The organism is Speluncibacter jeojiensis (genome assembly GCF_029589495.1).
Classification (GTDB): domain Bacteria; phylum Actinomycetota; class Actinomycetes; order Mycobacteriales; family Mycobacteriaceae; genus Speluncibacter; species Speluncibacter jeojiensis.
The window spans coordinates 1,506,583-1,530,148 of the sequence record NZ_JAAIVF010000001.1; the positions used below are offsets into that span (position 1 = coordinate 1,506,583).

General features: G+C 67.0%; 17 protein-coding genes. 8 read left to right on the forward strand and 9 right to left on the reverse strand.

Annotation, left to right across the window (positions count from 1 at the left end):
* Positions 1-34: 34 nt before the first annotated feature.
* Positions 35-1,216, forward strand: a complete 1,182-nt coding sequence (locus G4X40_RS06695; protein ID WP_277831029.1) for an N-acetylmuramoyl-L-alanine amidase — start codon at positions 35-37, stop codon at positions 1,214-1,216.
* 27 nt (positions 1,217-1,243) lie between these two features.
* Here G4X40_RS06695 and G4X40_RS06700 read toward each other — a convergent pair whose 3' ends face one another.
* The 9 genes from G4X40_RS06700 to rpmH all read right to left on the reverse strand — a co-directional run bounded on the left by G4X40_RS06700 (position 1,244) and on the right by rpmH (position 11,168).
* Complete coding sequence (locus tag G4X40_RS06700) at positions 1,244-1,966, reverse strand: GNAT family N-acetyltransferase (RefSeq protein ID WP_277831030.1); 723 nt, start codon at positions 1,964-1,966, stop codon at positions 1,244-1,246.
* 248 nt (positions 1,967-2,214) lie between these two features.
* The gene (locus G4X40_RS06705) at positions 2,215-3,339 is read right to left on the reverse strand and encodes a ParB/RepB/Spo0J family partition protein (protein WP_277831032.1); all 1,125 of its coding nucleotides are present in this window, start codon (positions 3,337-3,339) and stop codon (positions 2,215-2,217) included.
* 1 nt (position 3,340) lies between these two features.
* Complete coding sequence (locus tag G4X40_RS06710) at positions 3,341-4,348, reverse strand: ParA family protein (protein ID WP_277831321.1); 1,008 nt, start codon at positions 4,346-4,348, stop codon at positions 3,341-3,343.
* A gap of 137 nt (positions 4,349-4,485) precedes the next feature.
* Positions 4,486-5,163 (reverse strand): 16S rRNA (guanine(527)-N(7))-methyltransferase RsmG, encoded by a 678-nt coding sequence (rsmG, locus tag G4X40_RS06715; RefSeq protein WP_277831034.1) that lies wholly within the window; start codon positions 5,161-5,163, stop codon positions 4,486-4,488.
* Positions 5,164-8,476: 3,313 nt separating this feature from the next.
* Positions 8,477-8,947, reverse strand: a complete 471-nt coding sequence (locus G4X40_RS06720) for a Jag family protein (RefSeq protein ID WP_277831322.1) — start codon at positions 8,945-8,947, stop codon at positions 8,477-8,479.
* Positions 8,948-9,045: 98 nt separating this feature from the next.
* Positions 9,046-10,227: a membrane protein insertase YidC gene (gene yidC / locus G4X40_RS06725; protein ID WP_277831036.1), complete on the reverse strand. Its 1,182-nt coding sequence runs from the start codon at positions 10,225-10,227 to the stop codon at positions 9,046-9,048.
* A gap of 4 nt (positions 10,228-10,231) precedes the next feature.
* Entirely contained in the window at positions 10,232-10,618 is a 387-nt protein-coding gene (yidD, locus tag G4X40_RS06730; protein WP_277831038.1) for a membrane protein insertion efficiency factor YidD, read from the reverse strand.
* A complete protein-coding gene (gene rnpA / locus G4X40_RS06735; protein WP_277831040.1) occupies positions 10,615-10,995 on the reverse strand; it encodes a ribonuclease P protein component in 381 nt (126 codons plus the stop codon). The genes yidD and rnpA overlap by 4 nt, the downstream gene beginning before the upstream one ends.
* Before the next feature lie 29 nt (positions 10,996-11,024).
* A complete protein-coding gene (gene rpmH, locus G4X40_RS06740; RefSeq protein WP_277831042.1) occupies positions 11,025-11,168 on the reverse strand; it encodes a 50S ribosomal protein L34 in 144 nt (47 codons plus the stop codon).
* Positions 11,169-11,857: 689 nt separating this feature from the next.
* On the opposite strand from rpmH, the gene dnaA reads away from it, so the two are divergent.
* From dnaA to G4X40_RS06775, 7 genes are all read left to right on the forward strand, one after another.
* On the forward strand, positions 11,858-13,453 hold the full coding sequence (dnaA, locus tag G4X40_RS06745; protein ID WP_277831043.1) for a chromosomal replication initiator protein DnaA: 1,596 nt from the start codon (positions 11,858-11,860) through the stop codon (positions 13,451-13,453).
* Positions 13,454-14,261: 808 nt separating this feature from the next.
* Positions 14,262-15,446, forward strand: coding sequence for a DNA polymerase III subunit beta (gene dnaN, locus G4X40_RS06750; protein WP_277831045.1), 1,185 nt, complete (start codon positions 14,262-14,264; stop codon positions 15,444-15,446).
* 11 nt (positions 15,447-15,457) lie between these two features.
* Positions 15,458-16,669 (forward strand): DNA replication/repair protein RecF, encoded by a 1,212-nt coding sequence (gene recF, locus G4X40_RS06755; protein ID WP_277831047.1) that lies wholly within the window; start codon positions 15,458-15,460, stop codon positions 16,667-16,669.
* Positions 16,666-17,250: a DUF721 family protein gene (locus G4X40_RS06760; RefSeq protein ID WP_277831049.1), complete on the forward strand. Its 585-nt coding sequence runs from the start codon at positions 16,666-16,668 to the stop codon at positions 17,248-17,250. The genes recF and G4X40_RS06760 overlap by 4 nt, the downstream gene beginning before the upstream one ends.
* 183 nt (positions 17,251-17,433) lie before the next feature.
* The gene (gene gyrB, locus G4X40_RS06765; RefSeq protein ID WP_277831051.1) at positions 17,434-19,485 is read left to right on the forward strand and encodes a DNA topoisomerase (ATP-hydrolyzing) subunit B; all 2,052 of its coding nucleotides are present in this window, start codon (positions 17,434-17,436) and stop codon (positions 19,483-19,485) included.
* A 461-nt stretch (positions 19,486-19,946) separates the two neighbouring features.
* Positions 19,947-22,469, forward strand: coding sequence for a DNA gyrase subunit A (gene gyrA, locus G4X40_RS06770; RefSeq protein ID WP_277831053.1), 2,523 nt, complete (start codon positions 19,947-19,949; stop codon positions 22,467-22,469).
* A complete protein-coding gene (locus tag G4X40_RS06775) occupies positions 22,469-23,566 on the forward strand; it encodes a DUF3566 domain-containing protein (RefSeq protein ID WP_277831055.1) in 1,098 nt (365 codons plus the stop codon). The genes gyrA and G4X40_RS06775 overlap by 1 nt, the downstream gene beginning before the upstream one ends.

Sequence of the window (23,566 nt, forward strand, 5' to 3'; positions counted from 1 at the left end):
GGTACCGCATCGATCCGAAAGGCCCCTACGGAATATGCAGCCTCTCCGTCTTGGCGATCACGGCACCGCCGTCGCGGAGATTCGCAGCATCCTGGCCGGTCTCGGCCTGCTCCCGGCGGCGGGGCAGGTCGAGGCCGGCGACCGTGCGTGGGCCGACTCCGGGTCCCATTTCGACGCGGCCCTCGACATGGCCGTGCGCGCGTTCCAGCAGCAGCGCGGCCTGCGCGTCGACGGTCTGGTGGACGAGACGACCTACCGTTCCATCAAAGAGGCCTCGTATCGGCTCGGGGCCCGCATGCTGGTCTATCAACTCTCGGCGCCCCAGTACGGCGACGACGTCGCGACGCTGCAGGGACGACTGCAGGAGCTCGGCTTCTATCACGGCCTGGTGGACGGGTACTTCGGACCGGTCACCCACCAGGGACTGTCGTCGTACCAGCGCGAATTCGGCCTGGCGTCCGACGGCATCTGCGGGCCTGCCACGCTGCGTTCGCTCGAGTACCTGGGCACCCGGGTGACCGGTGGGTCGCCGCATGCGATCCGCGAGGTCGAGGCCGTCCGCAGGTCAGGGCCGCAACTGACCGGCAAGCGGATCGTCATCGACCCCGCCCTCGGCGGCGAGCACCAAGGTCTGCTGCTGCCCGGTGCCGACGGGCCGATCTCCGAGGCCGACGTGTTGTGGGACCTGGGCAACCGACTCGAGGGCAGAATGGCCGCGACCGGTATGGAGACGCTGCTGTCACGGTCCCAGCACAGCTGTCCCTCCACCACCACCCGCGCGGAGACGGCGAACCAGTTCGATGCGGATCTGGTCATCTCGTTGCACTGCGCCACCAGTACCTCGTCCGCGGCCAACGGCGTCGCCAGCTTCCACTTCGGCAACGCGCACGGTTCGACATCGATGATCGGCTCGATTCTGAGCGGATTCATCCAGCGTGAGATCGTCGCGAGAGTCCCACTGCAGGACTGTCGTTCGCACGGTCGTACCTGGGACATGTTGCGGCTGACCAAGATGCCCACAGTCCAGGTCGAAATCGGTTATCTGACAAACACATCCGATGTGAATGTCCTGTCCAACCCGCGTAGTCGTGACATCATGGCCGAGGCCATCCTGATCGCCGTGAAACGGCTGTACCTGCTGGGCAAGGACGATCAGCCCACCGGCACCTACACCTTCGCCGAGTTGCTCGCGGAAGAGCTGTCCACCGCGGACTGACACCCTCGCGCCCCGCCTGCAACCACCTCAGCCGAAGGTGAGGTCCTGATGGACCCCGACGGGCTGAGCCGTGGTCGGGGCCTTTCCCGTCAGCGTGATCGACGAGGTCGCCAGCAGCCGCTCGAGCGCATACTCGACGCCGGCCTTCCAGCCGAGGTCTCGATCAAGCTCGAGTCGGAGCCGGGGGAACCGGTGATGCGGAGCGACCACCGAGAAGCCCAGCTTCTCGAGCAGCTCCGCCTCGATCATGCACCGATCGACCGAGCACTCGCCGTGCTGAACCGGGCTGCGCAGCAGCCACTCGCTCGTGGCCACACCGTCGTCGTCCCGGGGGTCGACGACGCCGAACGCCTCCAGCGCGCGGACACCGCGGCGCACCAGATCCTGGACCACCGATTGGATGAGCGACATCGCATAATCCTCGGGACCATCCTCGACCTTCATCGTGGTCAGCAGGACCGCGTCGGCGCTGACGGGGGAGGTGGGGAACAGACGCGATCGCGGAACGTCGCTCGGTGGGGCGTAGAGCGCGTAGCCGGCGGTGCGGCCGTCCGTCGAGATCAACTGTCCGCAGGATCCCCATTGGAGCATGACGGTCGACAGCCACGCCTCCTTCTCGAACTCCGCATCGCAGTAGTCGCGCGAGTCGGCAACCGTGGTGGGGTCCAGTTCCCAGAACACACAGCGCCGGGCGTGCCGGGGGAGATCGCACAGCGAATCGAGAGTGAGCGCAGCAGTAGATACCGACACGAGTGGTCAGTCCTCCCGATCCATCGACGCGAAACCGTACCGAATCCGGCTTCCACCGACTTCCAGGATAGGCGTGTGGCCCGCCGGCACGGTGTGGCGGCCGCCGCTCGAGTGGTCCGACCACCACACCGACGAAAGGTGATGTGCAGCAAACATATTCGCCAGCTTGCCACGGGAGGGAACTCCCGCCCGAGCCGATTCTGTCATGGTGACGTAATAGGCTGGTATCCGCGGATGGAGGAGTTTCGTCATTGTTGCGCCCGAGTGGACTCCATCATCTCGACGATGCGCTGCAGGTCGTCGACCGACCCGAATTCGACGACGATCTTGCCCTTCCGCTTGCCGAGGCTCACCGTCACCCGGGTGTCAAAGCTGTCCGAGAGCCTGTCCGCGACATCCTGAAGGCCCGGCATCTGGATGGGCTTGCGCCGCGGCGCGGGTGCCGGCTTGTCGCCCTCCCGGTTGGCGAGGGTGACCACCTCCTCTGTCGCGCGCACCGACAGCCCCTCCGCAACGATCCTCGCCGCGAGGAGTTCCTGAGCCTCCGCGCCGGCTTCGAGTGAGAGCAGGGCACGGGCATGGCCGGCCGAGAGGACGCCGGCGGCGACCCGGCGCTGGACGGGGATCGGCAGGCGGAGCAGACGGATCATGTTCGTGACGACCGGCCGGGACCGTCCGATGCGCGTGGCCAGTTCCTCGTGCGTCACCTCGAACTCTTCGAGCAGTTGCTGATACGCGGCCGCCTCCTCGAGAGGATTCAGCTGCACACGGTGGATGTTCTCCAGCAGCGCATCGCGGAGCATCGAATCGTTCGACGTCTCCCGCACGATCGCGGGAATCACCTCGAGCCCGGCCTCCTGGCTGGCTCGCCAACGCCGTTCACCCATGACGATCTGATAGCTCTGCGGGCGGACCTCGCGGACCACGATCGGCTGCATCAGCCCGAACTCGCGGATGGAGTGCACCAGTTCATCGAGCGCCTCTTCGTCGAAGACCTGGCGCGGCTGCCTGGGGTTCGGCTCGATCTGCGCCGGCGCGATCTCCCGATAGATGGCACCGATCGCATCGGTGCTCACGGTCTCCTGGTCGGTGGGGGAGGGGAGGGGTTTCCCGCTTCGGTCCGATCCCGCAGCGCTTGCCTTGCCCGTCTCGGTGGCCGCCGCCCCGTTCGCTGTCGCCTTGCCCGTTGCCTTAGCGCTGTCACCGGTGCCGTTGGCGCCGGATCCGGTGACGCCAGGCTTCGGCGCGACCTTGACCTCGCCACCGATGATGACGTCTGCTGCTGCGCTGCCCAGCCCGGGCCCCTCAGCCGGTCCTGTGGGGATCAGCGCCGCGAGCCCGCGTCCCAGACCACCCTTGCGTGCCTGCGCCATCTCATCGCTCCTGGTGTGACTTCATGGCGGCGCCGCGCTCCGCCAGTTCTCTACCTGCGTCGAGGTAACTCATCGCGCCCCGTGAGCCGGGGTCGTAATCCAGGACCGTCATCCCGAAGCCTGGGGCCTCGGACACCTTCACGCTGCGCGGGATGACAGTTCGCAGGACGAGGTCGCCGAAGTGCTTCCGGACTTCGTCGGCGACCTGGTCGGCAAGCTTGGTGCGCCCGTCGTACATCGTCAGCAGCACGGTCGACACGTGCAGGTCCGGATTGAGATGCGCCTGCACCAACTCGATGTTGCGGAGCAACTGGCCGACGCCTTCGAGTGCGTAGTACTCGCACTGGATCGGGAGCAGTACCTCACGGGCGGCCACCATCGCGTTGACGGTCAGCAGGCCGAGCGAGGGCGGGCAGTCGATGAGGACGTAGTCCAGGTTCAGTTCGTTGAGCGCCTTGTCGGACAGCGCGGTCTTGAGTCGGCCTTCCCGGGCCACCATCGACACCAGTTCGATCTCCGCGCCGGCCAGGTCGATCGTCGCCGGGATGCAGAACAGGCGCTCACTGTTCGGGCTCTGCTGGATCGCCTGGTCGATCGTCACCTCGCCGATCAACAGCTCGTAGGTCGACGGCACACCCGAGCGGTGGTCCACACCGAGCGCGGTGCTCGCGTTCCCCTGGGGGTCGAGGTCGACCACCAACACCGACAGTCCCTGCAGGGCCAGTGCCGCGGCGAGGTTGACAGTGGACGTGGTCTTTCCGACCCCGCCCTTCTGATTGGCAACCGTGAGCACCCTGCGCTCCGTCGGCTTCGGGAGCGAGGACGGTCCCGGATGCAGAACCTGGGTGGCGCGGTGGGCCGCGGCACCGATCGGAGTGTCCTCGATGGACAGATCGGAGAAGGCGGGGGGACTGAATGGGGGTGGAGCCTGAGTCGGGGGAGGGGAGTCGATCCCGGTTTCACGTGAAACGGTTTCACGTGAAACCTCCGGCTTCGAGCGACCCAGCATAGACAGCTCCTTCACTGAGATTCCTTCCCCCATCGTTCCGCTTGAACAACTTTGAATGGTGCGCGGGGTCTTGTCCACACCAACTCCACCATCGTCTCCGACGCGGACCTCCTGACAGTCACGATCGCCGGTATCTCTCACGAGTGACGGTGGTGGTGCCGACGCGGACCACGGGTCGCTCGCACGACCGTCGTGGGCGTCGGCAGCAGCTTGGCACCGCATTGCAACACCGCAATGTCGGCCGCGCCCAGCTTGGCCAGTTCGGCGCTGTCGCGCTCGATCTCCTCCTGGGCGCTCGTGCCCTTGAGTGCGAGCATCTGGCCGCCGGTGCGCACCAACGGCAGTGACCACTTCGCGAGCCGAGCCAGCGGGGCGACCGCTCGCGAGGTCACCACGTCCGCTCCACCTGCCTCCTTGACCACACCGGCCTGCTCGGCCCGTCCCCGTACGACCAGAACGTCCATCCCGACCGCTTCAAGGAACTCGCCGAGAAAGCGCGTCCGGCGCAGCAGCGGTTCGACGAGAGTGATCTTCAGATCCGGGCGCGCGATCGCCAACGGGATCCCCGGGAGTCCGGCACCGCTGCCGATGTCGACCACGGTTGCCTCGTCGTCGATCAACTCTCCGAGGACTGCGCAATTGAGCAGATGCCGTTCCCAGAGCCGGGGGACCTCCCGGGGCCCGATCAGCCCACGTTCGACCCCGTCGGTGGACAACGCGCGGTGATAACTCTCGGCCAAGTCGAGGCGGTCACCGAACACCTTCAATGCGGCCTCGCGTAACGACTCAGGGAGCTCTGGTTCCACGTGAAACATCCTCACCTCGGGCGTGAGCCGGTTCGGCTCATACGCAAACGCACGACTGTCTTCGGGACCGTTGGACAACAAAAGGACTCCCGATACGTCGGAAGTCCCGTACGGCCACCGACTCGGTCGCCGCCTCGTCGCCGCGGACCATTCTTCCCCTCGACACACCGCCCGCCAAATTTTCTGTCCACAGGAGGACGGTGTGCGGTGGTGGCACGCCGGCGCCGACGGTCACTCCTGCACACCTTCTCAGAATCCGGGTGCGGGCACCGGGGAAGTGAGCGAAGACGACGCCGGCCACTGCGAACCGGCAAGTCCGAACGCCAGGGGAGTCGACCCTGTGCGAGGAGGTGCCAACGAATCCGTCGGGCAAGTGGTCTCCCGAACGGTCAGGAGTCGCCGAGTGCTTCCAGTGGTTCACGTCGATGTCCGGCACAGATGGACTCGCCCGCCCGAAAGCAACTCCGGCAGCGCCCCGAAGATGAATCATCCGTCGCCCGCCACCATCTGCCCGCATTCGCCCGAAACGGCTACACGAACCGCTGTACTCGGCAGTCCCGTCCATCCAGCCTTATTACGTTCTGTGACGAAATTCGGTGTGGGTCCGTGGATGTAAGGAAGACATCGGCTTGTGGCCCCCGTACCGGGTGAAGCGCACAGAAGGGCAGGGGAGCGGCCACGAGTGGACGGTGCCCATACAACCCGCACCAACTTTCACGGTGTCGGTCGATGCAGTAGGGGCAAACTCCAGGAATCGACTCGCCACGATCGCGGAGATCGGCACCGGCAGGCAGGCTCGGGACGAACCCCGCTCATCCCGAATGATCGTATCCGTCGCATCCCATCGACGTTCCGCACACCGATCGGCCATCCATGGATCCGCAGGCCGGCGCACCCACCCTCCACACCGGGCCGCGCCGACTCGCCGACCCCGTGCCACGACCTCTTCGCCTCGACACATCGTGCGTGTTGCACGTGAAACATCTGCCGCGCGCCGCGCGCAGGTTGGCGGCGGGGGTGCGAACCGCTTCCCAAGATCGAGGGCGACGGCCTCGCACTCGCCCAGATCGGCACAGGCGAGGTGGGCGGCTTCACCACCGCACAGTCTCGACGGGACGACCACTCAGGGCGATCTACACAACCGCGCACACCCGGCGGAAATATCCACAGTCGCCACCGCTCCGAGCGGTCCGCTCGCCCCTCATAGACAGACCGGTCAACTCGCCCCGGGGCAGCGGGCGACATTCGAAGTCCAGGCGGGTCCGCGACCCGGCTTCACTTCATCATGAACGCAAGCGGACGGGGGTGAGTAGTACGGCAGAACGTTCGCGCACTGTCCTTGGTCGAGAGCGCCCGCATATCGCACATCGCGGCGGCCACTGCGGCACCGGTCCTGTGAGTCCCGGAGTCGAGGCAGTTCGGCAGTTCGGGCATCCGATTCCTGCCATCGAATCCAGTCGACGCGTTCCGTGGTCGGCCATGCCGATCTCGGTCCTGCTGATCTATGCCGCGCTTGGTGCACCCGGTTTGATTCGCACCCTTGGCCCGAAACGCTGCCGGACCGATCCGGCTGTCCGCGGCGGCCCAGCGGAGTCAGTTTCACGTGAAACCGTTTCGCCGGTCGGCTCTAGAGTCAACGACGACACCCCAAAATCCGACCAACGCAGGCAATCCGAACATCGCGGCCGGCCCGGCACTCCCACTCGCATTCGCCAGTCCCTCACGGCGGTGCGCAGCCCGTACCGACGTCGACACTCTCGCCCGTGAGCACGGGAGAGCGCGGGAGAGCCCCACATCCCACCGAAGCGCGAACGACACCACATCGCCAACGAACACTTACCGCGTCAGCGCACTGCAGGGTATGCCGGGGTCGAGAAGTTTCCACTGCGACGCAGCGGCCCGCACCCAGCGCTCCTCGGCGGATCGCCTCAGGCTGAACCAGGTCGGTCGACCCGCTGCAACGTTGCCCGCCCTCCACGCGGGAACCGCACCAGGGAGCGCAGAACGATCGAGCATGACGCCCCTCGGACAGCGCCGAGCACGGGCAACCCGCCGCGAGAATCGCCAACCGGACGTACGAGCCGACAAGCAATGAAGGGCGAGGGGCGGAGTGTGATCTCGCATCGGTTGCCGCGAGCATCGACACCCGGGCCGTCCGGCCGGCAGAGCCTCGACCAGTCCAACAGTCGGCATCACGCACGAGTCCGATGCCGACTCGAGTGGTCGGTGCCCGTCCAGTGGCGGTCGGCCGCGCCAGAGACGCGAGACGCGAGACGCGAGACGATGATTGCAGCAGTCAGGTCAACCGACATCCGAACGGAGGCCGACAGGGTCGGCACCGAGCCAACCGGATCACGCCGAGCGCGATCCTGTTGGGCATGACGACAACGATGATGATGTGTGGCCGCTCCACACCGCCCACACCGCCCTGTGGTCGTGAGTGCAGCCGCCGGCCACCCGGGCATCCGCACCCACCAGCGAACCCGCCGGATCCTCGCCACAGCCGCTTCGGTAAAAGCGGTGCCGACCTACCCACACCCCGCGCCGTCCACGCCTTAGCCGACCTTCGGCGTGCCGGGCTTCGATCGACGACGGCAAGCCGGTGGCTACGGGTGACCGTGACCGCCACGGCACGCCTCGACCGGAACAGCGAGTGTCCGGCCACCGGCCGGGCGAACAGCGCGGCGAGGGAACAGTACGGCAGGCACCACAGCCGGGGCAGGACAGGACAGGGAGCGCGCGCCGCCACCGCGCCACCACGCTGCAACGGGCACGATGCAACCGCCGTAGCTCAACCGACGTAATCGGTCAGCCACGACAGCCCGCCGCTCCATCGGGCCCTCACGCGCCGCCAGCTCGCGGACCGGGTCCCCGGAATCCGCGCGCGGCGTCGCCCTGCGTAAGAGCGCCACGCGAGCGCATCCTATGCGGGCCCCTCGCCACGACCGGGCTCCGGCCCGTCGTCAGTGAACACCGCTGCGACACAGGCACTGCCCCCTCGGCGCCCGGCCCCGCAGCCGATCACGTTTCACGTGAAACCCCCAGCAGTCGATGGGGGAGGGGAGCGCCGACCGGTCAGCCCGAGCGCGATCGGCCCGAGCGCAGGCTCAGGCCACCGCCCATGATTCGCCGACCGCAGCCTACGAAGCCTGGGCCTCTCAGCACTGCAACGCCGATCTCGCCCGGCTCGGGAACGCCGCCCGCCGCCATCGCCGCCCTCTCATCGGCTCGGCAACTCCACCCGTGCAACGCTCCCGGCAACACGAAGGCGGCACCCGCCGTGCGGGTGCCGCCTTCGTTGTCGGCTCTTCGGTGCCGGAAATCAGTCCGGAAGGACCACCACGCGTCGCGACGGCTCGACACCGGCGCTCTCGCTGTGCACCCCGTCGACCACCGCGACCGCGTCATGCACGATCTTGCGCTCGAACGGCGTCATGGGCGTGAGCTCCTCGCTCTCACCCGACTCCAGCACCCGCTTGGCGACCTTCTCACCGAGCGCGGTCAGGTCGGCACGCCGACCGGCCCGCCATCCCGCAACGTCCAGCATCAGCCGGCTGCGTGCACCGGTCGACTGCTGAACGGCCAGCCGGGTCAGCTCCTGCAGCGCGTCGAGCACCTCGCCCTTGCGTCCGACGAGCTTGACCAGATCGTCGCCGCCGTCGATGCTGACGACCGCGCGGTCACCTTCGACATCCAGATCGATGTCGCCATCGAAGTCGAGCACGTCGAGGAGCTGCTCGAGGTAGTCGCCGGCGATCTCGCCTTCCTCGACGAGCACATCGTCTTCCTGCACATCCGGCGCGGTGGTGTCGTCGTCGGCCGGCGGTTCCTTGACAGCCTGGTCGGCATTGTCCTGCGTCACGTCAATGTCTCCTTGAACTCAGCTGCGAATCAGCGTCGCTTGCGCTTGGTCGACTTGTTCCGATCGCCCGCGGGCCTGGCCCCCGGAGCGGGTGCCTTCTTCCCGGGCGGAGCCGCCTTGGCACCGGAGGCCGGCTTGTTCTTCGCCGGTCCTGCCTTCTTCGGCGCAGGCTTGCTCAGGCTCACGTCACCGGACTCGGTGACCTGCTCGGCATCGGACACGTCGCCGTCGACGCCGGCTTCCGAGTCCACGACCGCTGCCGCGGCCCCCGGCTTCTTCGGTCGGTTCGGTCGCGCGCCGGGCTTCGGTGCGCGCGCAGCCCGGCTCTCCAGTGCCCGCTGCTTCTTCTCTTCTTCCTCTTTCGCGATCGTCTTGAACACGAAGTGCTGCTGCACAACCGTCCACGCGTTGTTGCTCACCCAGTAGAACAGGATGGCGATCGGCAGGAAGGCACCGGAGACGAGAACGCCCAACGGGAAGATGTACAGGGCGAGCTTGTTCATGATCGCGGCCTGCGGCTGTGCTGCGGCATCGACGCTCTGGCGCGCCACCGACGCCCGCGCGTTCATGTGCGTGGCGATGGCCGCGATGATCATCAGCGGGATGGCCAGGGCGGCGATCTGCCAACGCTCCGGCACGCCGCCGAACGACGCGAACGCCTCGAGTTGCTTCATCGGCTGCGCGATGTAGGCCGACAGCGGCACCCCGAACAGGTGCGCGTGCAGGAAGTTCTGCACGTCCGCCGCGCTGAACACGTAGTTGGCCGTATTCGCGTTCTGTTCGGGGGTCAGCACCACCGGGCTGCCCACGAACGGGATGTGCGAACTGGTGACGCCGCCGGTGCGGTTGAACGACCGCAACACGTGGTACAGACCGATGAACACGGGCGCCTGGACCAGCATCGGGAGGCAGCCGAGCAGCGGGTTGAAGCCGTGCTCCTTCTGCAACTTCTGCATCTCCAGCGCCATGCGCTGGCGGTCGTTGCCGTACTTCTTCTTCAGCGCCTTGATCTGCGGTTGCAGTTCTTGCATCTGCCGCGTCGTGCGGATCTGCTTGACGGCGGGCCAGTAGATGATCGCTCGGAGGGTGAACACCAGGAACACCACCGACAGTGCCCAGGCGATGCCATTGGTGGGTCCGAGTAAGAAGCCGAAGACCTTGTACCAGACCCACATGATCCCGGAAACCGGATAGTAGATGAAATTGAGCACGGCGCTAGGCACTCCTCTGTTCGTCGGGGTTCGGTGAGCAACCACACCGTGCGGCTTCCGCTGGTTGCTCGGCCCCGTCAGTGACGGGTTGGTTCTGGTGGCCGGCGTGCCGTTCCGGCACCGGATCCCATCCTCCTGGATGCCACGGACCGCACTTGAGCAGTCGCACCCCGGCAAGCCATGACCCGCGTAGGAAGCCGAACTCACGCAGCGCGTCGACGGCGTATTCACTGCACGTCGGCGTGAACCGGCAGGTCGGGAGCTTCAGCGGGGAGACATACATCCGGTACAGCTGGATCACGAAGATCAGCGCGTGGGCCGGAAAGGCGCGGGCCCGACGCAACCGCGAGGGTCGCACGGCCGGCGGAGCGTCCGCAGTGGTGCGGGTCATCGGGAATCACCCTTGGGGACAAGCAGATTGAGGCGTTCGAGGCCGCTGCGGAGTTGGCGAGCCAACTCCTGCGAGCTCGCCTCTGCCGCGCCGGGCAGAGCGCGGATCACCACATCGGTCGAGGAGTCCAACTCCCCGAGCAAGGTGGCCGCGACATGGCGAAGCCGTCGGGCCACGCGGTGGCGTACCACCGCAGGCCCGACGGCTTTGCTGACCACCAACCCGAACCGCGGGCCGGTGGTGGAGATCAAGTTGGTCTCGGTGTCGGTACCAGAAAACGCGTGCACGACCAAGTCGCGACGGCCGCAACGACGTCCGCCACGGACCGTCGCGGAGAAATCGCGCCGGCGATGCAACCGGTACTGCTCAGGCAGCACCTTTCAAGTCCGAACCCTGCGCGCTGCGGTCAGGCAGTCAGCGAGGCGCGGCCCTTACGGCGGCGCGCCGAGACGATGGCGCGGCCCGCACGGGTGCGCATACGAAGACGGAAACCGTGAACGCGCGCGCGGCGCCGGTTGTTCGGCTGGAACGTCCGCTTGCCCTTGCTCACGGTGAACTCTCCTCGATGTGATGGCACCGCCCTCGGCGCCACTGCTGGTCTGATCGAAACGCCAGCCGCCGGATGCCTGTGGCCGACGGTCCACCCGGTCTGCGCGACACCGCGTCGAGCGGCATCGTGCCCAGCAGGCAGCCGTCACCACACCAACGGGTGACTGCCCGAGACTACTCAGCGCGAATCACGAGGTCAAACCGGCACAGGCCGCTCGGTCCGCCGGGTCTCAGGGTAAGGCCTGCTCGACCATGCCGACCGGCGGGACCTCCCTTCCCCGGCAGCACTTTTCGAAACCTCCTACGCGTCTCGCCCGATCTTGTTACGGTCGCTCGGGCGGTTCGACCGCCCCACAGACTTCGCTCGGGACTTCGCCGGGGTCGGCACCTCGCAGGGCAGACGGATTCCTGCACCCGGTTGGGCACACGAGGACAACGAAATATCGTCTCCGAAGGCCGCGGCCCCGTCGCGTCCCACCCGCGCCCGGCTCTCCACAGGCGGTGCTCGACGCACAAATCCCTCGTCATGGCCGGGGTTCTCCCTCCGCCCGCGCCAACTTGTCCACACCTGTGGATAATCGTGTGGACACACGACACAGGCGGGGTCCTCTGCCACGACGACTCCCCCCGGCCCGATGCCTGCGAGCAGGGTTGGAATCTACAAACATGCAGGTTGGAGGACCGAATCCGGTGGATGATGATCCCCGTGCACTCGCCGAGGTCTGGCCGATCGTTGTTGCGGAACTGACTTCCGAGGACGGCGCCGACGAGTCAGAAACCTCCGGACCGGCACTGACCAAGCAGCAGAAGGCCTGGCTGCTGCTGGTGCGTCCGATCACACTTGCCGGCGGCTTCGCCCTGCTGGCCGCCCCTTCGAGCTTCGCCAAAGAGGCGATCGAGAGGGCGCTGCGGTCACCCATCACCGAGGCACTGAGCAGGCATCTGGGTCAGCCGGTCGAACTCGCCGTCCGGATCTCGACGACCTCTGATCAGTCGGAGGCTCCGGCGGCCGACGGCGAAACTCCAGCCGCCGCCCCCGCCCCCGGACCCGCAGCCGACGAGATCGATGTCACCGGTATTCCGTCCTTCCGCCGCCGGCGCCGCGACGGCGAAGAGCCCGACGAGTTGTCCGATCACGACGAGATCGACGAGGACGCCGAGGCCCGGGAGAGCATGCACAGCTCGTGGCCGTCATACTTCTCGAAGTCCGCGGAGCCCACGGACACCGCCGCACGGCCGTCGAACAAGCCGAATTCGTCCAGCTTGAACGCCAAGTACACGTTCGACACCTTCGTCATCGGCGCGTCGAACCGGTTCGCGCACGCGGCCGCGGTCGCGATCGCCGAGGCACCGGCGCGCGCCTACAACCCGCTGTTCGTGTGGGGCGAGTCCGGGTTGGGCAAGACCCACCTGCTGCACGCCGCCGGCCACTATGCGCAGCGGCTCTTCCCGGGGATGCGCGTGAAGTACGTCTCCACCGAGGAATTCACCAACGACTTCATCAACAGTCTCCGCGACGACCGCAAGGTGGCGTTCAAGCGTCGCTACCGCGAGATCGACGTCCTGCTGGTCGACGACATCCAGTTCATCGAGGGCAAGGAAGGCATCCAGGAGGAGTTCTTCCACACCTTCAACACCCTGCACAACGCGAACAAGCAGATCGTCATCTCCTCCGATCGGCCGCCCAAGCAGCTCGCCACGCTGGAAGACCGGCTGCGGACGCGGTTCGAGTGGGGCCTGATCACCGACGTGCAGCCGCCCGAGCTGGAGACCCGGATCGCCATCTTGAGCAAGAAGGCCCAGATGGACCGGCTCGAGGTTCCCCACGACGTCCTCGAGCTCATCGCCAGCCGGATCGAGCGCAACATCCGTGAGCTCGAGGGCGCGCTGATCCGCGTCACCGCGTTCGCGTCGCTGAACAAGCAACCGCTCGATCTCAAGCTCGCCGAGGTCGTGCTGCGCGACCTCGCCCCCGATTCGTCAACGGTCGAGATCACCGCCGCGACGATCATGGCGGTGACCGCGGAGTACTTCAGCACCACGATCGACGAGCTGGTCGGACCGGGACGCACCCGGGCCATCGCGTCGGCCCGGCAGATCGCGCTGTATCTCTGCCGCGAGTTGACCGATCTGTCGCTGCCGAAGATCGGGCAGACCTTCGGCCGGGACCACACCACCGTCATGTACGCCGAGAAGAAGGTCCGCGGCGAGATGACCGAGCGTCGCAAGGTCTACGACCAGGTCCAGGAGCTCACCGCCCGGATCAAGCAGCGCTCCAAGCCCTGAGCCGCACGCCGATTTCGGCACTTTTGCGGGTTCGAGGCCGCACCGATGACCCTCACGGCCTCGTTTCGGCCCTCAGATCGACGCTGAGGGCCGAAACGGCCGTACCCACCCTGGGACGCGGCGCCGAAGCGTGAAAAACCCTCTCCGTCCCGCGCCGGGCGGCGCACTTTCATCGGTTCAGGCCCGCAGGATCACCCCGGCCGCGCCGTTTCGGCCGTGAGCGGGGCGCTCAGCGCCGCCGATCGGCATTCGCCGTCCATTCGCCGTCCACAGCTGCCACCGACCGCAGCGACATGTGACTCAGCACACAAACCTACCGGTATCTTTCATCACGGCCTGAACCCCGGAAAAAGAATTCACACCTGTGGACAACCGTGTGGAGAACTCGGGAAGACTGTGGAGAAAATGCGAAAAATCGGAAAAAGCCCGTCAACTCTCCACACCGGCCCCGAAGTTGTGCACTTCCCTGCCCAGCTCCGTCCCCATCCACGAATCCGCCCGGACCTGCGGTCATCGCGCACAATCCACAAGTTCCACAGGACCTACTGCTACTACTGAGATCTCTGGGAAGAAAACTCTTCAAAAGCAGGCGGTGTGGAAACCGCCGCCCACAAGCTCCGAGCAGAGAACCGCCGCGGCCGATACGGACCGGCCGCACTCGTTCGGTTCGGCTTTCAAGTTGACGATCGAGGTCGTACGGTGGACCGGCGGTGTCGGCGTCGGTTCAGCGGTGGTTCGTCTGCACGGACCTGTCGTCGCACCATCGGCGCACGCTTGTCACGACCACCTGAGAGGACCTCTGGGACACATGGAGCTCGCGAATTTGAAGTTTCGCGTCGCGCGGGAAGACTTCGCCGACTCCGTGGCATGGGTGGCCCGAAGCCTCCCGTCCCGGCCGTCGGTCCCCGTCCTCGGTGGCGTTCTCCTCGAGGCCACCGACGACGGCGTCACCGTCTCGGGCTTCGACTACGAGGTCTCCGCCCAGGTCCGCATCTCGGCAGATGTTGCCGCGACCGGGCAGGCGCTGGTGTCCGGAAAGCTCCTCGCGGACATCACAAAGGCCTTGCCCGCCAAGCCTGTCGACGTTTCGGTCGACGGCACCCGGATGCTGATCACCTGCGGTAGCGCAAAGTTCTCGCTGCCGACGATGCCGGTCGAGGACTACCCCCAGCTCCCCACCGTCCCCACCCAGACCGGCTCGCTGACCGCCGAGGCATTCGCCGAAGCCATCAGCCAGGTCGCGGTCGCCGCCGGCAAGGACGACACCCTGCCGATGCTCACCGGTATCCGGGTCGAGATCGAGGGCACCAAGGTCGTACTCGCGGCCACTGACCGTTTCCGGCTCGCCGTCCGCGAGCTCGAGTGGATGCCGACCAACGGCGAGACCAACACTGCGGTCCTGGTACCTGCTCGCACCCTCTCTGAGTCGGCGAAAACCCTTGGCGGCGGGGCTAATTCGCCGGTCGAGTTGGCACTCGGATCCGGGTCGAACATCGGCGCGGACGGGCTGCTCGGAATCGTCGGCCAGGGCAGGCGCACGACCACCCGCCTGCTCGACGCGGAGTTCCCCAAGTTCCGTCAGTTGCTGCCCAATGAGCACACTGCACTGGCGACGGTCGAGGTCACCCCGCTGGTCGAGGCCATCAAGCGTGTCGCGCTCGTCGCCGAACGCGGCGCACAGGTCCGCATGGAGTTCTCAGCCGAAGGCCTGCTGCTCTCCGCCGGCGGAGACGACGCCGGCCGGGCGGAGGAATCGCTGCCCGCAGAGTTCCAGGGCGAACCGCTGATCATCGCGTTCAACCCCGGCTACCTGCTCGACGGACTCGGCGCGATGCGCAGCGAACGCGCGTTGTTCGGCTTCACCAATCCCAGTCGTCCGGCGGTCCTGCGCCCGGCCGGCGATGAGCCGCTCAGTCCCGACGAGTCCGGAGCCTTCGCGGCGCCGAGCAGCGACTACACCTATCTGCTGATGCCCGTCCGACTTCCGGGCTGATCCGACCGAAAGTGTTCGTTCGACGACTCGCGTTGCGGGACTTCAGATCTTGGCCTCAGATCGACATCGATCTGGCACCGGGACCGGCTGTGTTCCTCGGCTCCAACGGCCGCGGCAAGACGAACCTGCTCGAAGCGCTGTACTACCTGTCCACGCTCTCCTCGCACCGGGTCGCATCGGACCAACCACTGATCCGACTCGGTGCCGCGAGCACGAAGATCACCGCAGTCGCGGTGAACGCCGGACGAGAACTGACCGTCGATGTCGAGCTGATCGCTGGAAAACCCAACCGCGCCAACATCAATCAATCGCCGGTACGGCGTCCCCGAGAGATCCTCGGAATCGTACGCAGTGTGCTGTTCGCACCCGAGGACCTCTCGCTGGTTCGCGGCGACCCCGGTGATCGGCGCCGCTACCTCGACGACCTGCTTTCCTCGAGAATCCCTCGCATGGCCGCCGTACGTGCCGACTACGACCGGGTGCTGCGACAGAGGGCGGCGCTGCTCAAATCGGCGGGCGGGTCGATGCGTCGCGAACACTCCGCAGACGGCATGAGTGCTCTTGCCACCCTTGATGTCTGGGACGGTCAGCTCGCACAGTTCGGTGCCCAGTTGCTGGCGGCAAGAATCGATCTGCTCGCCGACCTGGCTCCGTACGTCACGGAGTCCTACCGATCGATAGCTCCTGAGTCCCAACCAGTTTCGATTTTCTATCGCAGCAGTCTCGGTGATGCTCTGCCCATTGAGTACTCGGATCCGTTGCAGCACAATGATCATGCCGACACGGAGTTGCTCGAGGCACTGTTGTTGCGTGAACTGGCCCAGGTTCGGCCGAAGGAGATCGCCAGGGGTGTGTGCCTGCTGGGGCCGCATCGCGACGACGTGGAGCTGCGGCTGGGCGCGCACCCGGCCAAGGGCTACGCCAGCCACGGCGAGTCGTGGTCGTACGCGTTGGCACTGCGGCTGGCCGGCTACCGGCTGCTGCGTGCCGACGGCACCGAACCGATCCTCATGCTCGACGACGTGTTCGCCGAACTCGACCGCCGCCGGCGCACCGCCCTCGCCGCCGTCGCCGCCGAAGCCGAACAGGTGCTGATCACCGCGGCGGTGCCCGAGGACGTCCCCGCCGAGCTGGAGTCGACCCGGTTCTCGGTTCGCACCGTCGAGGACGAAGCGGACCGCCACTCGCAGCTGACGTCCTTCGACGAGGATCAGCCGCGATGACCGCCGACGAACCCCCTGCACCGGGGGATCCCACCACCCCCGACTCGCAACCCGAACCGGAGTTGCGCGGTATCGACCTGGCCCGGCGCGCGCTCGAGGAGGCTCGCGCCGCGGCGAAGGCCAAGGGCAAGTCGGTCGGCCAGGGCCGTTCGAGCCCGCAACGATCGACCGCACCCCGGCTGACCGCACGGCGCCGCACCCGCTGGTCGGGGTCCGGGCCCGACGAACGAGATCCGCAGGCGCTGGGGGCGCTGACCTCCTCGGTGGCGCAGCGGCGCGGCTGGGCGCCGAAGGTGTCCGCGGGCGTGGTCCTGGGCCGGTGGCCCCACGTTGTCGGCGAGGACATCGCCTCCCATGCGGAACCCACCGCGCTGCGCGACGGGGTGCTGCACGTCTCCGCCAAGTCGACCGCCTGGGCCACGCAGCTGCGCATGATGCAGGCGCAGATCCTGGCGAAGATCGCGCGTGCGGTCGGCGACGGCGTGGTCACCTCGTTGCGGATCACCGGTCCGACCGCGCCGAGCTGGCACAAGGGTGAGCGGCACATCAAGGGCCGGGGACCCCGCGACACCTACGGCTGAGCGACCGGGACCCCTTGCGGGCGTGCGGCGAGGGTTGTCGTCGAGTTAGTGCGTCCACGGCGACGTCAGGGGTGTCATAGCAGCCCTCTGGTATGCCTCTACCAGTAGACTGGTCCGGAACTTCGGTCGCACCGTCCATGCAGGTCGGCGCGGTCCCCGATAACAAAGGAGAGCTACCCACTCGTGGCTGCCCAGAACCAAGGTAAGAAGAGCGGAGACGAGAGCGGGTACGGAGCTTCCTCCATCACCGTGCTCGAGGGTCTCGAGGCCGTCCGTAAACGGCCCGGCATGTACATCGGTTCCACCGGTGAACGCGGTCTGCACCACCTGGTCTGGGAGGTCGTCGACAACTCGGTCGACGAGGCGATGGCCGGCTACGCGACGCGTGTCGACGTCACCATCCTGGCCGACGGCGGAGTGGAGGTCGTGGACGACGGCCGCGGCATGCCGGTCGGGATGCACGCGACCGGCGTCCCCGCAGTCGAGGTCATCATGACCCAGCTGCACGCGGGCGGAAAGTTCGACTCCGACTCGTACGCGGTCTCCGGTGGTCTGCACGGAGTCGGCATCTCCGTGGTCAACGCGCTGTCCACCCGCGTGCAGCTGGAGATCGACCGGGTCGGCAAGCACTACATGCAGGACTACGACAACGCCAAGCCCGGGCCGCTCAACGAGACGGGCGAGTCCGACCGCACCGGCACCACCGTCCGGTTCTGGCCGGATCCGGCGATCTTCGAGACCACCGTCTTCGACTTCGAGACGATCTCCCGCCGGCTGCAGGAGATGGCCTTCCTCAACAAGGGCCTGACCATCACCCTCACCGATCAGCGGGTCAGCCGCGACGAGGTCACCGACGAGGTCGTCAGCGAGCTCGCCGAGGCGCCGAAGACCGCGGCCGAGGAGGAGGCCGAGGCGGTCGAGCAGGCCGTCAAGCCGAAGACCAAGCAGCGCGTCTACTACTACCCGGGCGGGCTCGAGGACTACGTCAAGCACATCAACCGGACCAAGCAGTCGATCCACAACTCGATCATCGCGTTCACCGGCAAGGGCACCGGCCACGAGGTCGAGATCGCGATGCAGTGGAACTCCGGCTACTCCGAGTCGGTGCACACCTTCGCGAACACCATCAACACCCACGAGGGCGGCACGCACGAGGAGGGCTTCCGTGCGGCGCTGACCTCGGTGGTGAAGAAGTACGCCAAGGACAAGAAGCTGGTCAAGGACAAGGATCCGGAGCTGTCCGGTGACGACATCCGCGAGGGCCTGGCCGCGGTGATCTCGGTGAAGGTCGCCGATCCGCAGTTCGAGGGGCAGACCAAGACCAAGCTCGGCAACACCGAGGTCAAGTCGTTCGTCCAGAAGACCTGCAACGAGCACATGTCGCACTGGTTCGAGTCGAACCCGGCCGAGGCGAAGACGATCGTCACCAAGGCCGTCTCCTCGGCGCAGGCCCGTACCGCCGCCCGCAAGGCGCGCGAACTGGTCCGCCGCAAGAGCGCCACCGACATCGGCGGTCTGCCCGGCAAGCTTGCGGATTGCCGGTCGAACGACCCGAGCAAGTGCGAGGTCTACATCGTCGAGGGCGACTCGGCCGGTGGCTCCGCGAAGTCCGGCCGCGACTCGATGTTCCAGGCGATCCTGCCGCTGCGCGGCAAGATCATCAACGTCGAGAAGGCCCGCATCGACCGCGTGCTCAAGAACAACGAGGTCCAGACGATCATCACCGCGCTGGGCACCGGCATCCACGACGAGTTCGACATCGCCAAGCTGCGCTACCACAAGATCGTGCTGATGGCCGACGCCGACGTCGACGGCCAGCACATCTCCACGCTGCTGATGACGCTGCTGTTCCGGTTCATGCGCCCGCTCATCGAGCACGGTCACGTCTTCCTCGCGCAGCCGCCGCTGTACAAGCTCAAGTGGCAGCGCGGTCTCGCGCCGGACTTCGCCTACTCCGACAGGGAGCGCGACGGCCTGCTCGAGGCGGGGCTCGCGTCCGGAAAGAAGATCAACAAGGACGACGGCATCCAGCGCTACAAGGGTCTCGGCGAGATGGACGCGAAGGAGCTGTGGGAGACCACCATGGATCCGAGCGTGCGCGTGCTGCGCCAGGTCACCCTGGACGACGCGGCGGCCGCGGACGAACTCTTCAGCGTGCTCATGGGTGAGGACGTCGAGGCGCGGCGCAGCTTCATCACCCGCAACGCCAAGGACGTGCGCTTCCTGGACGTGTAGTCCCGAACGCCAACGGTGCGCCGGCAGCCTCGAGGGTGCCGGTGCACCGTCGTCTCCAGGGTCGGTCGGATCCGCCGGGCCGAACACCGCGCGTGTACCGCGTGATTCGCGACCGTCGCCTCGGCATCCACGAATCCGTCACTGTCGCAGGCGGATCCGATATCGATCAGACGATCGTCGCGGAGTCGGTACGGGCGTTCGGACCGATGGCGTCGTTCACAAGATCGTTGTGGTGCAGCACAGTTGACCGATTGATCCACAGAGTTGTGCACAGTCTTGGGAAAGATCGTGTGTTCCCGCGGGCGCCGTCCCTCTTTGCCGAAGGTAACCAATCGGCATCCGTCGCGGCGCTGCTACCTGACTCAACTGACCTGCGCCTATAGACTTGGGCGGTTGCGTGAGGTTCGCGTGGCGTGCAGTGGCGCGCTCTGCGGGCGTCTGGCCGGACAGAAGAGGAGCCCATGACCGACACCACGCTGCCCCCGGAGGGAACCGAGGGATCGCACGATCGGATCGAACCGGTCGACATCCAGCAAGAGATGCAGCGCAGCTACATCGACTACGCGATGAGTGTGATCGTCGGCCGGGCGCTGCCGGAGGTCCGCGACGGGCTCAAGCCGGTACACCGGCGGGTGCTGTACGCGATGTACGACTCCGGTTTCCGCCCCGACCGCGGCTACGTGAAGTCTGCCCGCTCGGTCGCCGAGACCATGGGTAACTATCATCCGCACGGCGACTCGTCGATCTACGACACGCTGGTGCGCATGGCGCAGCCCTGGTCGCTGCGCTACCCGCTGGTCGACGGGCAGGGCAACTTCGGCTCGCCCGGCAACGACCCGGCCGCCGCCATGCGATACACCGAGGCCCGGCTGACGCCGCTGGCCATGGAGATGCTGCGGGAGATCGACGAGGAGACCGTCGACTTCATCCCGAACTACGACGGCAAGACCCAGGAGCCGACGGTCCTGCCCAGCCGGTTCCCGAACCTGCTGGCCAACGGGTCCAACGGCATCGCGGTCGGCATGGCCACCAACATCCCGCCGCACAACCTGCGTGAACTCGCCGAAGCGGTGTACTGGTGCCTCGACAACTACGAGGCCGACGAGGAAACGACGCTGGCCGCGGTGATGGAGCGGGTCAAGGGGCCGGACTTCCCGACCTCGGGCCTGATCGTCGGCAGCCAGGGCATCGCCGACGCGTACTCGACCGGTCGCGGCTCGATCCGCATGCGCGGCGTGGTCGAGATCGAGGAGGCGGACAAGGGTGCCACCCAGATCGTCATCACCGAGTTGCCCTACCAGGTCAACCCGGACAACCTGATCACCTCGATCGCCGAGCAGGTGCGCGACGGCAAGATCGCCGGCATCTCCAAGATCGAGGACCAGTCGTCCGACCGCGTCGGCATGCGCATCGTGGTCGTGATCAAGCGCGACGCGGTCGCCAAGGTCGTGCTGAACAACCTCTACAAGCACAGCCAGCTGCAGACCAGCTTCGGTGCCAACATGCTGTCGATCGTCGAGGGTGTGCCGCGCACGCTCCGGCTCGACCAGATGCTCCGGCTGTACGTGGCCCACCAGCTCGACGTCATCGTTCGGCGTACTCGTTACCGCCTGCGCAAGGCCGAGGAGCGCGCCCACATCCTGCGTGGTCTGGTCAAGGCGCTCGACGCGCTCGACGAGGTCATCGCGCTGATCCGCCGGTCGCCGACCGTCGACGAGGCCCGTAGCGGCCTGATCAGCCTGCTCGACGTCGACGAGATCCAGGCCGACGCGATCCTCGCGATGCAGCTGCGCCGGCTCGCCGCCCTCGAACGTCAGAAGATCGTCGACGAACTCGCCGAGATCGAACTCGAGATCGCCGACCTCAAGGACATCCTGGAGAAGCCGGAGCGGCAGCGCCAGATCGTCAAGGACGAGCTCACCGAGATCGCCGAGAAGTACGGCGACGACCGGCGCACCCGGATCATCGCGGCGGACGGCGACGTCACCGACGAGGATCTCATCGCACGCGAGGACGTCGTCGTCACCATCACCGAGACCGGCTACGCCAAGCGCACCAAGACCGACCTGTACCGGTCGCAGAAGCGCGGCGGCAAGGGCGTCAAGGGCGCCGATCTCAAGCAGGACGACATCGTCGACAACTTCTTCGTCTGCTCGACGCACGACTGGCTGCTGTTCTTCACCACCAAGGGCCGCGTTTACCGGCTCAAGGCGTATGAGCTGCCCGAGGCCAACCGCACCGCGCGCGGTCAGCACGTGGCGAACCTGCTGGCCTTCCAGCCCGAGGAGAAGATCCAGGGCGTCATCCACATCAAGTCCTACGAGGACCAGCCGTACCTGGTGCTCGCCACCAAGGGCGGCCTGGTCAAGAAGTCGAAGCTGACCGATTTCGACTCGAACCGCAGCGGCGGCCTGGTCGCGATCAACCTGCGCGGCGAGGACGAGGTGGTCGGGGCCCGGCTGTGCTCCGCCGAGGACGACCTGCTGCTGGTCTCGGAGCAGGGCCAGTCGATCCGGTTCTCCGCCACCGACGAGGCGCTGCGCCCGATGGGCCGTGCCACCTCTGGCGTGCAGGGCATGCGGTTCAACGGCGACGACGCGCTGCTGTCGATGAGCGTGGTCAGCCGCGGCGACTACCTGCTGGTCGCCACGTCCGGCGGCTACGCCAAGCGCACCCCGCTGGAGGACTACCCGGTCCAGGGCCGCGGCGGCAAGGGCGTGCTGACCATCCAGTACGACCCGAAGCGTGGCAGCCTGGTGGGGGCCGTCATGGTCACCGACGATGACGAGCTCTACGCGATCACGTCGAGTGGCGGCGTCATCCGCACGACCGCCAAGCAGGTTCGCAAGGCGGGACGCCAGACCAAGGGTGTCCGCTTGATGAACCTGGCCGAGGGTGACACGCTGCTGGCGATCGCGCGTAATGCCGATGAGCCCGAGGACGCCGGCGACTCCGCCGGTACCGACGCTGCGAAGGAGTCCTAGTGAGCACTCCCACACCGCCGGGTGGCGGACCCGCGCCGAACGGCGCAACGCCGGAGGATGCGCCGGCCGGCGCATCGGCGCCTGCCCAGGCCACCGTCTCCGACGCCGTCAACGGCAAGCCGGTGAATGGTGCGGCCCCGGTCAACGGCGCTGCTCCCGTCAACGGGAAGGCGTCGGCGGCGGGCAACGGGAAGGCGCCGGGCTCGACCGGCGCCGTCAACGGTTCGTCGGCCGCGGCCGCGCAGGACAAGCCCGCCGAGCACAAGCCCACCCAGGGTGGACCGGCGCAAGGTGCACCGGCCCAGGGCAAGCCGGCGCAGGGCAACCCCGGCGAGGCGGCTCCGACACAGAACGGCGTCGGTCAGAAGCCGCCGTGGCAGCGCGCTCAGACGGCGGCCGGTCAAACCCCGGCCGCGCCGGCGTCCACCCCGTCCGTGTCGACGTCCAAACGCCCGGTCGTCACCGGCACGGCCGCCCCCAAGCAGACCCCGCCGCCGAGTGGCGCGGGCCAGGCCGGGGCCGAGCCGACCGTGCAGACCAAGCGGGACAATCCGCGCGCCGCCTCGATCGACGCACCGACGACGAACATTGCGCGCAAGAAGCAGAACAACGAGATGCCCGACCTGTCGGCGGTCAAGCACCCGATGCCGGCCGATCTGGAGACCAGCCGCGACCTCGCCGAGGCCACCGCCGGCCGCAAGCGTCCCGCGGTCACCGTGGGGCCGAGACGCAGCCGCGGACCGCTGCGGGCGAGCATGCAGCTGCGCAAGATCGACCCCTGGTCGATGCTCAAGATGTCGCTGCTGATCTCGATCTCGTTGTTCTTCGTGTGGATGGTCGCCGTGGGCATCCTGTATCTGGTGCTCGACGGGATGGGCGTCTGGGACCGGCTGAACACCGGTGTCACCGACATCATGTCCAACACCGACGGCAGTTCCACGCTGATCGGCCCGGGTCAGGTCTTCGGTGTCGCCGCGATCATCGGCATCGTCAACATCGTGTTGTTCACCGCGCTGGCCACGGTCGGGGCGTTCATCTACAACATCTGTTCCGACATGGTCGGCGGCGTCGAGGTGACGCTCGCGGACCGCGATTGA